Here is a 12,120-nt window from a genome sequence, read left to right as displayed (position 1 = left end):
CCCCCCTTGGAAAGGGGGGGGACAAAGGAAGAATTTTTACCTCGTATCCCCCCCTTACCCCCCTTGGAAAGGGGGGGACAAAGGAAGAATTTTTACCTCACGGGAGGGCAGAGGAATAAATGTTTAGATCGCGGGGGAAACGGCTAAGCCCCCCTTAAAAAGGTGGGTTGGGGGGATCCGCTTTTGAATGGCGCGGAGATTCTTTTTGATTATCTGTTGCACTCCCCAATTACAATGGTATTCATTGCCCAAATTCAGACCCTTTCCAATTCATATAGGGTTGAAATAAGATAGCAAGCAAATCTTGCATCCTGTAGAGGCGATTCATCTCGTCTTGATGGGGAAGCTAATTTGAGCGGGTACCCTAATTCCGAACCCATGAGTTAAAGGGGAAACCGTCATCGGGTCGTGAAGCGCGATCGCCGACTCCGAACGGCATACTGTTGGGAGACTCGCACTTGTCGTTTAGGGTTGGTTTTTAAGCTGATGAGAGATTCCGTGGGAAAAAAGCATCATTTTATCAGAAAAAGCCAAAAAAAACGGAAATATTTTGTAGGGTAGCCAAAAAATAGCGATCGCCTTGATTTGTTGGATTATTTCAGCTATACTCGCCCTATTACGTTTAGTTTTTTAGGGATCGAGTTATTAACAAGATGAATGCACAAAAATTGAAGAGCGTCGCCGAGGAGCAGTTAATGATTCCGCAAGCGGAGTATGCAAAGAAATTGCGTCCTCTGCTGCCATCGGAGGCATTTGAACCCGATCCCAGTAAGTTAGCGATTTTAGGGATGAATTTGCTCATTGTCATGGGGGGCTGGGCGATCGGTTCCACATTAGATCGGTGGAATGTATTCCTGTTATGGCTTTACTTACCGATCGCACTCGTCATGGGCAATAGCATTATTGTGCTTCTGTTTAGCTCTCATAACCTGATGCATGGGAGTGTCATCAGAAATAAGCGAGTGGTGTCGGTGATGAGTTTTCTCGGATTAAGCCTATTGTGGATGACTCCAACGATGTGGAAAGCGGTACATAACCGAGAGCATCACAATAAAACCAATTCCATGAACGACCCCGATCGCAATTACTTAGAAAATCAGCCGAAAACCTGGGGGAAATGGATTCAAAACTTATTTGTGCCCTCGGCTGAGGTTCATCCATTTTGGTTAGCTATTGGAATGACTAGTGCTTGGGGAGTGCATAATTTCCGAAACATCACCTCTGTGCTGTTTTTTAATAATAAAGCCGTGGATTACGTACCGGCTGCATTTACGGTGAGTCGGAAAGAGCGACGGGCGATCGCTGTGGAATTGCTGGGCGTTTGCGCCATTCATCTCACCGTTTTATTCTACCTGCAATTTCACCCGATTAAACTCCTGCTGAGTTACTTTTTGCCGATTGCCATAGGCTATGCCGGTGCGATGTTCTACATTTATACCAATCACATGATTTCCGCCATGAGTTCGATTAACGATCCGATGCTAAATAGCTTATCAATCCGAGTGCCGAAACTATTCGATTGGTTGCATCTGAATTTTTCTTACCACACCGAGCATCACATTTTTCCTCATATCAACTCCGACTATTATCCCCTTGTGCGAGAATTACTCGAACTTCACTATCCCGGGCGTTTGAATTTATTAGATGCCACAGAAGCTTGGCGCTTATTGTTGCAAACCCCTCGGCATTACAAAGATGAAAACACCTTTACTGATTGGGCGGGAGAAAAATCAGTGGCTTGTCCCCTACCGCAGAATTCGCCTAAACTCTAAGCGAATTGCCAATCCTGAAAAGCCTGTTTTAAATTAGCCTGTCTCGGGTGCGCGATCGGCCTACTCCCGACCGAAAATTTGACGGTAGGCGGACTATTTTGAGATGAAAAGCCTCTAGAGTGGAGGGCTTAACCGATTCGTTTTCCCGAACCATTTCCGATTGTGATATCGCGCCTTTTGCCTGTGATGGCAAAGGCGCGATCGATGTTTGTGCCGTTGGTTTATTTGCACCCTTTTCAAACCAGAATTCCTCTGGCGGCGCGGAGGAAAGCCCGAGACGCCAAAACTGCCAGTCACCAAGCCAGCCATTTGCTATAATAAATTTTACCCTGAGATTAAAACCAATCCTCTCGATTGGCGGAGGTCATTGATGAGCAATTTACCCACCCAATTTAAAACCGATGAATGGATAACTGCAAGTTGGGATGAATATCTGCAAGCAGTTCGCGATCGCGCCTACGAAAACGCTAAATTTTATTATTATCGCGGAAAAATCAGAGTTGAAATGACACCACAAGGGTTTGACCACTCCTCGGATAACTTCTCGATTGGCGCGGCGATCGCTCTGTTTAGTGGTCTGAAAAATATTCCCCTTACGGGTGTGACGAACTGTACTTTTCGGAAATCCCGGACCGGAGAGGCGCAACCGGATTTAGGGTTTTATATTGGCGAACGGGCCGAAATGATTCCCCCCGATACAACCATTGTGGATTTAGAGAGTTACCCGCCACCGGATTTAGCGATCGAAATTGCCAAAACCTCGCTATCCGACGATATCGGGGTGAAGCGAATGCTTTACGAAGGGTTAAACGTGAAAGAGTATTGGGTGGTGAATGTTCGCGAGGCGAAATTGATTGCATTTGCGATCGCGGATGGGGGAAGCAAGCAAATATCGCAGTCTGAAGTGTTACCCGCCTTACCGTTTACCCTGTTGGAAGAGGCATTACAGCGCAGTCGAGAAACCGGGCGAGGTCAGCTTTACGCTTGGTTAATTGCCCAAATCCAGACCCTGGAAAATTCATAGTTGAAATCGGAAATGAGGTTGTATCCGAACTGGGGGAGGGGTAGCGTCGGGGTGGGCGTTCCCAGCATGTGCTAGGAACGAGTGAAAAAGGAGGGGCAACGCAATTGTTGCCCCTCCTTGATTTATACAAAATCTAACTCACAAAGTTAGAAGCGTCTCATGTTCGGCTTGTGGATGATGAAGCTAAGCACTTGGCACTGCTTCACGTTGTCAAAACCAACCACGCGGATGAAGCAGTTGGGGTATTCCGAACGGCAAGCTTGCACTTCGTTCATCACTTCTTGCACGCTAGCGGCGCTGAACAGAGGCAGCTTCCACATGGTCCAATAGTATTCGCTCGGTTCCGACTGTTCGTTGAACTCGATCGCCGGAATAAAGCCTTGGTCGAGGATGTACTGGATCTGCTTAGAAATCTGGGCATCCGTCAGGGAAGGCAGATAGGAAAGGGTTTCGTACCGACGCTCTTTAGGTAGAGTTTTCATTGCTTCTTTGTCGTTATTCTGCTGGACTTGTGATGATATGCGCCCAAAGCGCGTAAGGGGGTAAGCCCGGGTGCGATCGCTGCTGAGTTTCCCACCGTAGACAAGGAGCTTAATGTTCGGTATCGGGCATCGAATCAGACACCGTAGTGTTCGTCATCGATCGCTCCAAATACTCCTTGCGGTGTTTGATATTCCCTTCGGCGATCGCGCTGCGAACCATCTCCGGCAAATACTCCGTCACTTCCTCAGCCAGACTTTGGCGCACGGTCATCAGCCGAAACGCCAGCTCTGGATTTTCCTGAAGCAACGCTGACAAATAGGCTTCCCCATCTTGGATTTTCTCCTTTGATGAAAAGCTTTGCAGCCAGTATGCCACCGGAGGATTGGTCTCGCTCAACTGAGCCAAGACCGTTCGCATCGCCTGATACGTCAGGTAGCTGCTCATCACCTTCGCCGTGTCTTTAGCAATTTGTTTTACATCCATATGGTTTGGATTTTTACTATCGGAGTTGCTTTTGCCAAAATGTTATAGTCAAGGCTCCTTGCGGCCACCTTAACTAAGTCAAACACCTTACCCCCGATTTCCGAGGCAAACAGCAATTGAGGATACTGTCTGCCCCTACCCACTGAATGAAACCAAACACGGCGCGGGTGGAGAGCGCCAATCTGACGGAGAAAGGAAGAAGGATAAAGGAACCAAAACTGTTCCCTTTACCCTTCACACCTCCCGCGAGATCAGACGGTATCCATCGCCTCGAACTCGAACGTGATTTCCTTCCACAGTTCGCAAGCGGCGGCCAATTCTGGAGACCAGCGAGCGGCTTCGCGGATGACGTCGTTGCCTTCGCGGGCCAAGTTGCGGCCTTCGTTGCGGGCTTGGATGCAAGCTTCCAGGGCGACGCGGTTTGCGGTTGCGCCGGGAGCGTTACCCCAGGGGTGGCCCAAGGTACCGCCACCGAACTGCAGCACGGAGTCATCGCCGAAGATTTCCACCAAAGCGGGCATGTGCCACACGTGGATCCCACCGGATGCCACAGCCATCACCCCAGGCATAGAAGCCCAATCTTGGGTGAAGTAAATGCCGCGAGACTTGTCTTGTTCCACATAGTTTTCGCGCAGCAGATCCACGAAGCCCATCGTGATGCCGCGTTCGCCTTCGAGTTTACCCACCACGGTACCGGTGTGGATGTGGTCGCCACCGGACATCCGCAAGCACTTGGCCAACACGCGGAAGTGCATCCCGTGATTTTTCTGACGGTCGATCACGGCGTGCATCGCGCGGTGGATGTGCAGTAGCATTCCGTTATCGCGGCACCATTTCGCCAACGTGGTGTTAGCGGTGAAGCCTGCGGTCAAGAAGTCATGCATAACGATGGGCATTTCGAGTTCTTTGGCGAACTCAGCCCGCTTCATCATTTCTTCGCAGGTGGGGGCGGTGCAGTTCAGGTAGTGGCCTTTGATTTCGCCGGTTTCTGCCTGAGCTTTGTGGATAGCGTCAGCAACGAACAAGAAGCGATCGCGCCACCGTTGGAAGGGCTGCGAGTTGATGTTTTCGTCGTCTTTGGTGAAGTCCAAACCGCCGCGCAAGCATTCATACACCGCGCGACCGTAGTTCTTCGCCGACAGACCCAGTTTCGGCTTAATCGTACAACCGAGCAAGGGACGTCCGTACTTATTCAACTTGTCGCGTTCGACTTGAATTCCGTGCGGCGGACCTTGGAAGGTCTTCAGATAAGCCACTGGAATCCGCAAGTCTTCCAGACGCAGTGCGCGCAAGGCTTTAAAACCAAACACGTTCCCCACGATGGAGGTCAGCATGTTGGTCACGGAGCCTTCTTCAAACAAATCCAGAGGATAAGCGACGTAGCAAATATATTGGTTGTCTTCGTTAGAAACCGGCTCGATGTCGTAGCAACGGCCTTTGTAGCGGTCCAAGTCGGTGAGCAGGTCAGTCCACACTGTGGTCCAGGTCCCGGTGGAAGACTCAGCCGCCACCGCAGCACCGGCTTCTTCTGGGGGGACTCCCGGTTGCGGAGTCATGCGGAAAGCCGCCAGAATATCCGTATCTTTGGGAGTGTAGTCCGGCGTGTAGTAAGTCAGTCTATAATCTTTTACCCCGGCCTGATATCCGGATTTTGATTGAGTCTGGGTTGAACTGTAAGACATAATCCCCCTTCCTAGGAATCATCGAACATTTTTACAGCGCAGCTCTTTTTTTGAGTTCCGTGAGGGGGTTCGACTCTAACGAGAGTGCGGCTCCCTCATGGCCCCACGGCTTTCACCTTGGGGGCAGACCGGAATGAGCGGGCTGCGCTTGCCATGCATAACAATAGTATCAGGAAAGCAATAAGTTAAACATCATTGTTCTTTTATTCTTTAATAATTTTTGGCTATATTTCTTATTAAATCTTAATTTTTTGTTACGTTGAAACTTGACCGTTTTATGATATGCAGCCCCTTCTTTCCTGGGGTTGCGGAAGGTTCCGGGGTGGCAGGTCGCTAGAGCGATACAATCAAAGGCAGTTTTGAATCCGTCGATCGCCCAAACCCATGCAGCCTCAATCCCTTCACTGCATTAACCCGGACTGTGCCTCTCCATTATCTGCAGCGGATGGCAAAAAATTTTGCCTCAGTTGTGGCGCACCGTTGCTGCTGAATCGCCGCTACCTGCCCCTGAAAAAACTGGGGACGGGGGGCTTTGCCATCACGTACATCATTTACGACCGACAGACCAAAACCGAACGAGTCCTCAAAGTCCTCATCGAAACCGCCCCAAAAGCCCTCGCCCTGTTCCAACAAGAAGCCGCTGTATTGGCCCGATTGCGCCATCCGGGGGTCCCTCGGGTAGAACGGGATAGCTACTTTCAAATTAACCTACGTCACCCCAACCCCCGGGTTTTACCTTGCTTGGTGATGGAAAAAATCGCAGGAGAAACCCTAGAAGCCGTCATCGATCGCTTTCCCCAAGGCTGTCCGGAAGCCTTAGCCCTCGACTGGGCGATCCAAGCTGCAGACATCCTGGGCGAATTGCACCGCCATCAAATCATTCACCGAGACATCAAACCGGCCAATTTAATGATCCGCCGCAGTCCCAACCAATCTTTGGCCAAAAGCCTCTCCCCCGGCTCCTTCTTAAAAATGTTAAATCAAGGAAGAATTCCCCCGGGAAGCGTGGGCGGACAACTGGTGGCGATCGACTTTGGGGGAGTCAAACAACTCCGCGGCCCGCAAGGAACCTCCACCCGATTGTATTCCCCCGGATACAGTCCCCCAGAACAGATGGCCGGTGCCCTCGTCGGACCGGGGGCGGATTTTTACGCCTTGGGGCGGACCCTGGTGCATTTACTCACCGGGCGATCGCCGACGGAATTCGACGATCCGAAAACCGGGCGGTGTCGTTGGCGTCAGCATGCGTCGGTCAGCCCCCTGTTTGCCAATGCGATCGAGGAGACTCTCGAACTCGACCCAAACAAACGACCCACCAGTGCGGCGAAAATTCAGGCGCGTCTGGTAAATGCCTCCAATTTAACCACCATTGTCCGCACCCGAGTGCCCGGACTCCTGACTCGGCTGCTCGAGATGGTGTTGGATGTGGCCGATCGCCTGGGAAAGCGGGGGTGGGATCTGGCCACCACTTTTGCGATCGCCCTGGTGTCGGTGATTTTGTTCCTCTATCGGGCGATCGCTGGTGTTTTGCAAACCTTCTTCAACGTGCTGAGTTGGAGCCTGCAAGCTTGCTTTGATACAGTGTTAGCCATGTGGCTGGCAGGATTGGGAGCCAGTGTGGGTGCGGGAACCGGCTTTGCCCTCGCCTACTGGTCGCCGATGGGCACCGAAGCGATCGCCCGCCTGTCGCAATTGCTGACCCAGTGGTTTGGCCCCATCCCCCTCCCCCTGGATCCGGTGCTGATTTTATTTAGCATGGCGGGATTGGGAACCGCCCTCGGATTGACCGAAGCCGGCAGTTTCGGTCAGCGGCGGCGATTTGTGACGGCGGGATTGATGGGCACTGTGGGCTATGGGTGCGGCTGGTTGGTGTTGCACGCCGCCCTGGAGTCTCAACCCCTCGCCGCCCCGGATTTAGTGGGATTTTCGGCAATTGCGATCGCCTCGATTGCCCTGGGCGTGGGATTGCCCAAACCGCACCTCTTCCACGCCAGCATCAGCGCGATCGGCAGCGCCTTCCTGGTGGCCCGCTTGCTTTATACTGTTTCTCCTCCCGCCCTGTTGCACTTGCTCTCCGACGCCACCAATGCCGGTTGGCTGGAATTTTGGGAGAGCATTGCCTTTTTTAGCGCTTTGGGCATTGTCGGCAGTTTTTTCCTCGGCGTCAGTTACTACCTGCTAGTGCCAGTGCTGAAATTGTTGGGATGGCGCTAAAGCAGACTGGACCGCTTCGGGTTCTCATTCGGCGGACAGCCCGTCACTCTCGACTCAAAAAAGCAAGTTGCTAATGCCTACTGAACCCACTCCTCCAAACCCCCATGATTTGCCCACCGGGCTTTTTGGAAAAATGGCACAACAGCGATATGATTTTGAATGACAATTGAGACCCAACCGAGCGGTCAACTGGCAAAGGAGACAAACGGTCGTTGTTATATCCAAAAGGAGGAAAGGGTTAAATGTTCGATGCTTTGGTGATGGGTTCGGGACCGGCGGGATTGTCGATCTCCGCCTCACTTTGTAATCAAGGATTGGAAGTCGTGGGCGTTACCCCCACGGATCCCGACGCTGTGCTGCCAAACACCTATGGCATCTGGTGCGACGAACTCGAAGCGCTCGGTCTGACGGACTTGCTCGCCCACCGATGGAGCGATTGCGTGTGCTATCCCGGACATCGCGAAATCCAACTCGGTCGCGACTATGGTTTTTTGGATAATCGCAAGCTGCAGGCTCATTTACTGGCACAATGCGATCGCGGCCAGATGGTCTGGCACAAAGATAAGGTGGCCAAAATCGAGCATTTCCCTACCCATTCATGCGTCACCACCGAGCAGGGAGCCGATTTATCCGCGAGAATCGTCATTGATGCCACCGGACATCGATCGCCGTTTACGCACAGACCGGCCTCCGATAAAATTGCCTATCAAGCCGCCTATGGCATTGTCGGCAAGTTCTCTCAGCCGCCCGTCAAACCAAAGCAATTGGTACTTATGGATTACCGCAGCGATCATCTCTCTCCAGCAGAGCGCGCGGAACCGCCGACGTTTCTCTATGCAATGGATTTAGGCGAGGATGTTTACTTTGTAGAAGAAACCTCTTTGGCTCATTGTCCCCCGATCGGCTTTGACGTGCTAAAAAATCGATTGGAGCGACGGTTGTCCTCGCGCGGCGCAAAAGTGAGAAATATACATTATATCGAACGCTGTTTGTTTCCGATGAATTTGCCCCTGCCGATCCTCGATCGCCCGGTGGTGCCATTTGGAGCCGCCGCTAGCATGGTTCATCCCGCCTCTGGCTATTTGGTAGGGGCAACTCTGCGCCGCGCGCCGGCAGTGGCGCAGGCGATCGCCCGGGCGCTGGCGACGGGGGAACCCGCACCCATGACTACCGCAGGTGAGGCTTGGGATGCCCTCTGGCCCTCGGAACGACTGCGGAAATATTATTTCTATCAGTTTGGGTTGGAAAATTTGATGCAGTTTTCCGAAGCCGACCTGCAAAGTTTTTTTGCCAGCTTTTTTCGATTATCTCTTCCCCAATGGTCCGGGTTTCTCACGGATAGTCTGTCTACACCGGAACTGATAGTGGCAATGCTCAATCTGTTTCGGATCGCGCCGAATAATATCCGCCAGGGTCTGCTCGGTTCTATCCCGAGGGAGGGTCACTGGCTTTGGCGGGCGCTGACGGTGTAGGCGGAATTTTTTCGGACAAAAAGGTTGACAAACCCGGGCAGTTGTGGTAATTTAAAATGTCATTTGCGATCGCCCACCACTGCGCCCAAGCTGAATCGGATCGAACTATGGCCATCACTCCCCAAAACTCCATAGAATGGAAACGGCAAAAGCGGGCGATCGTGGCGCTGACAGCCTGGGATTATGCCTCGGCCAAACTGCTCGATCGCGCCGGGGTCGATTTAATTTTAGTGGGAGATTCCCTGGCAATGGTGGTCCTCGGATACGAGACCACCTTGCCCCTGACGTTGGAAGAAATGCTCCACCATGCCAAGGCGGTGGGACGGGGAATCAAAAACGCCTTGATGGTGGTGGATTTGCCGTTTTTAACCTATCAAGAAAGTCCGCAACAAGCCATCCACTCCGCCGGACGGATCCTGAAAGAAACCGGGGCGCGGGCGGTGAAGTTGGAAGGCGGGTATCCCGCAATGGCAGAAACGGTGAATCGGTTGGTGTTGGCGGGAATTCCGGTTCTCGGTCATCTGGGATTAACGCCCCAGTCGGTGCATCAGCTTGGGTACCGCAAGCAGGGAAAGTCACCAGAACAGGGCGATCGCATTTTGAAAGAAGCGATCGCCGTGCAGGAGGCGGGGGCATTTGCGATCGTCTTGGAACATATTCCGGCTGAATTAGCCCGTCACATTACCCAACAGCTTGCCATTCCCACCATTGGAATCGGTGCCGGCCCGGATTGCGATGGGCAAATTCTGGTCACCCACGATTTGTTAGGATTAAGCGATCGCCAGCCGCCATTTGCTAAAGTATATGCATCGTTGCAGTCCGTTATTCTCGACGCGGTGCAACAGTATGCCGCCCAAGTGCGCGATCGGCAATTTCCCGATCGAGAATAGGGGGCGCTGAAATGTCACTGGCAAAATTTATCGGAATCGGAAAATGCACAGCAAGCTAGTTACCCTCGCCGCGATCGCCACCACCGCTTTACCCCTCTCGGTGGTATTGCCCATTTTGCCCAGACCCGCCACACTCCACGCTCAAACTCTCTATCGCACAGACCCCTCGGTAGCGATCGATTATTTTCTCGAAGTGGCGTTGGGGTCGGAATTTGGCAATAACGACCCTCAGATTAAAAAGTGGGTCGAACCCCTGCGGATTAAAGTTCATGGGTCTCCCACACCAGAAGACCGCCGCATCTTACGCACGGTCATGCAGGAACTTAACGCTCTCACCAATATCGATTGGCGCTTCGATTCTACCAATCCGAATGTAGATATCTATTTCGTTCCCGAGTCGGAATTTCATCAATATGAGCCGAACTATGTCCCAGTGAGTTACGGCTTTTTCTGGACCTGGTGGAAGAATTACGAGATTTCTCAGGCGAGAATTTTGATTTCTACCACCGAAATCAACCAACGGGAACGCGCTCATATCATTCGTGAAGAACTGACGCAATCCCTAGGGTTAATGAGAGATTCATACCGCTTTTCCGATAGCATTTTCTTTCAAGGATGGACCGATGTCACGGAATATTCGGAACTGGATAAAGCGGTGATTTCCCTGTTATATCGGCCAGAAGTTCGCCCGGGGATGAGCAAAGAAGAACTGCTCGATGTGTTGAGAACATCAAGTCGGTGAGGAATTCGCAAAGCGAAGTGAGACGGTTCCCAAAGGTTGCGCCCTGGGCGTTGATTGAGGAGTCAAATTGCGATAAAGAAAGGGGAGGTTGAGGCTGGATTGGGGGAAAAGCGCAAGTGGATCGAATGGTGATGATTCGATCGCGTTTTGACTGAGAATTGAGTGTTACGCCGAGGGAGGTGAAAAACCCTGGGAGGTTCCGGGGTGGCGATCGCTGGCGCGATCGCCCGGTGGGATTTTAAGGTTGCGGGCGGATGGGGATGCGCGATGGCTGAGTGCCCCACCCACCTGATGTAACAGTTGATTCATGCAATTTCGGGGTGGAATTTGAGGGATGTTTCGCATCGGATTAGGGTTGGGTGGCGAGGAGGACTCCTTGGGTGTATCGTCCCGCAATCCCATCAATGCGAAGACCGCGATCGCGTTGCAAGCGTTTTACCGCGTTTTCGGTTAACGGGCCAAAATAGCCGGTAAACGGGCCGTCAAAATAGCCCAAACTGTTGAGTTGATATTGTAGTTCGAGAACCTGCTGACCCTTGTCCCCGCGCGAGAGATTCCCCATGTTGGGGGCGATCGCCGTTTGTTCTGTTTCCTCGAGTTCTGTGGCGGCGATTTGTTCCTCATCGGTGGGTTTTTCCACCATCAGGGCGTCTTCGTTTAGGGGAACGGGTTGCTTGACGATCGCCTTTTCTAGGGCGATTTGCGTCTTCACATCCGCCTTGCCCGTAACGTTTAACCCCGATTCTTCCTGGAATTGCCGCAGGGCCTGTTGGGTCCAGACGCCAAAGTAGCCAGTAATCTGGCCGTTATAGTAGCCTAATCGGTTGAGATCGTATTGCAACACCGTCACCCGACCACCGCGATATCCCAATCCGAATTCAAAAAAGCCCACCTGCGATCGCTCCAGGTGTTTGAGGGTCACCGGGCCGACGATTCCATCTACGGCAATGTTTTGTTCTGACTGAAATTGTTTGACGGCTTTTTGCGTTTTTTTATCAAAGTATCCGCTGATTTCCCCCTCATAGAACCCTTGGCGAATCAGTTGGTTTTGAATCTCCGCCACTTTTTCTCCGGTATCTCCCAGTTTTAAGGCGGCTAACGAGCTGCAACTCACGTGAAAAATTCCGAGGGTGAGAGCGATCGAGAGCAATACTGCCCCACTTTTAATCCGGGATTTATTGGTTAAAAGTGAGAGAACGGAGTTGCGGTTTTTTGCCATTGGGTTGGGGGAAATCGGGTTCGATGATTCCCAGGCAGCTACCAAGTGTAAATAGGCTAGATTTTCCATCATCAGAAATTAGGGTTGGTAAGGGGGAGAACGGAAACCCTCGTCATTTATGCGTAGGGAGGAGTTCTCC

The 12,120-nt window shown here is 52.0% G+C and carries 11 protein-coding genes; 6 read left to right on the top strand and 5 right to left on the bottom strand.

Annotated features, from left to right (window positions below):
• Positions 1 to 653 precede the first annotated feature (653 nt).
• Positions 654 to 1,772: a fatty acid desaturase family protein gene (locus LKK83_RS26145; RefSeq protein WP_324634404.1), complete on the top strand. Its 1,119-nt coding sequence runs from the start codon at positions 654 to 656 to the stop codon at positions 1,770 to 1,772.
• Between the two features lie 370 nt (positions 1,773 to 2,142).
• Positions 2,143 to 2,796 (top strand): Uma2 family endonuclease, encoded by a 654-nt coding sequence (locus LKK83_RS26140; RefSeq protein ID WP_324634403.1) that lies wholly within the window; start codon positions 2,143 to 2,145, stop codon positions 2,794 to 2,796.
• Positions 2,797 to 2,942: 146 nt separating this feature from the next.
• Here LKK83_RS26140 and LKK83_RS26135 read toward each other — a convergent pair whose 3' ends face one another.
• The 3 genes from LKK83_RS26135 to LKK83_RS26125 form a co-directional block, all read right to left on the bottom strand.
• Positions 2,943 to 3,278, bottom strand: a complete 336-nt coding sequence (locus tag LKK83_RS26135; protein WP_324634402.1) for a ribulose bisphosphate carboxylase small subunit — start codon at positions 3,276 to 3,278, stop codon at positions 2,943 to 2,945.
• 109 nt (positions 3,279 to 3,387) lie between these two features.
• Positions 3,388 to 3,762, bottom strand: a complete 375-nt coding sequence (rcbX, locus tag LKK83_RS26130) for a RuBisCO chaperone RbcX (protein WP_324634401.1) — start codon at positions 3,760 to 3,762, stop codon at positions 3,388 to 3,390.
• A 251-nt stretch (positions 3,763 to 4,013) separates the two neighbouring features.
• Positions 4,014 to 5,444, bottom strand: coding sequence for a form I ribulose bisphosphate carboxylase large subunit (locus LKK83_RS26125; RefSeq protein WP_324634400.1), 1,431 nt, complete (start codon positions 5,442 to 5,444; stop codon positions 4,014 to 4,016).
• A gap of 384 nt (positions 5,445 to 5,828) precedes the next feature.
• On the opposite strand from LKK83_RS26125, the gene LKK83_RS26120 reads away from it, so the two are divergent.
• The 4 genes from LKK83_RS26120 to LKK83_RS26105 all read left to right on the top strand — a co-directional run bounded on the left by LKK83_RS26120 (position 5,829) and on the right by LKK83_RS26105 (position 10,762).
• Entirely contained in the window at positions 5,829 to 7,658 is a 1,830-nt protein-coding gene (locus LKK83_RS26120) for a serine/threonine protein kinase (RefSeq protein WP_324634399.1), read from the top strand.
• A gap of 242 nt (positions 7,659 to 7,900) precedes the next feature.
• Entirely contained in the window at positions 7,901 to 9,130 is a 1,230-nt protein-coding gene (gene crtL / locus LKK83_RS26115) for a lycopene beta cyclase (RefSeq protein WP_324634398.1), read from the top strand.
• A 107-nt stretch (positions 9,131 to 9,237) separates the two neighbouring features.
• A complete protein-coding gene (gene panB / locus LKK83_RS26110; protein WP_324634397.1) occupies positions 9,238 to 10,020 on the top strand; it encodes a 3-methyl-2-oxobutanoate hydroxymethyltransferase in 783 nt (260 codons plus the stop codon).
• Between the two features lie 43 nt (positions 10,021 to 10,063).
• Positions 10,064 to 10,762, top strand: a complete 699-nt coding sequence (locus LKK83_RS26105) for a DUF2927 domain-containing protein (RefSeq protein ID WP_324634396.1) — start codon at positions 10,064 to 10,066, stop codon at positions 10,760 to 10,762.
• Between the two features lie 165 nt (positions 10,763 to 10,927).
• Here the strand turns inward: LKK83_RS26105 and LKK83_RS26100 are convergent, their stop codons facing one another.
• Both LKK83_RS26100 and LKK83_RS26095 read right to left on the bottom strand, forming a co-directional pair.
• Positions 10,928 to 11,071, bottom strand: a complete 144-nt coding sequence (locus LKK83_RS26100; protein ID WP_324634395.1) for a hypothetical protein — start codon at positions 11,069 to 11,071, stop codon at positions 10,928 to 10,930.
• 40 nt (positions 11,072 to 11,111) lie between these two features.
• Positions 11,112 to 12,053, bottom strand: a complete 942-nt coding sequence (locus tag LKK83_RS26095; protein WP_324634394.1) for a peptidoglycan-binding domain-containing protein — start codon at positions 12,051 to 12,053, stop codon at positions 11,112 to 11,114.
• Positions 12,054 to 12,120: the final 67 nt, after the last annotated feature.

This window comes from Phormidium sp. CCY1219 (assembly GCF_035615515.1).
GTDB lineage: Bacteria > Cyanobacteriota > Cyanobacteriia > Cyanobacteriales > Laspinemataceae > CCY1219.
This window is presented reverse-complemented; position numbering and strand designations above follow the sequence as displayed.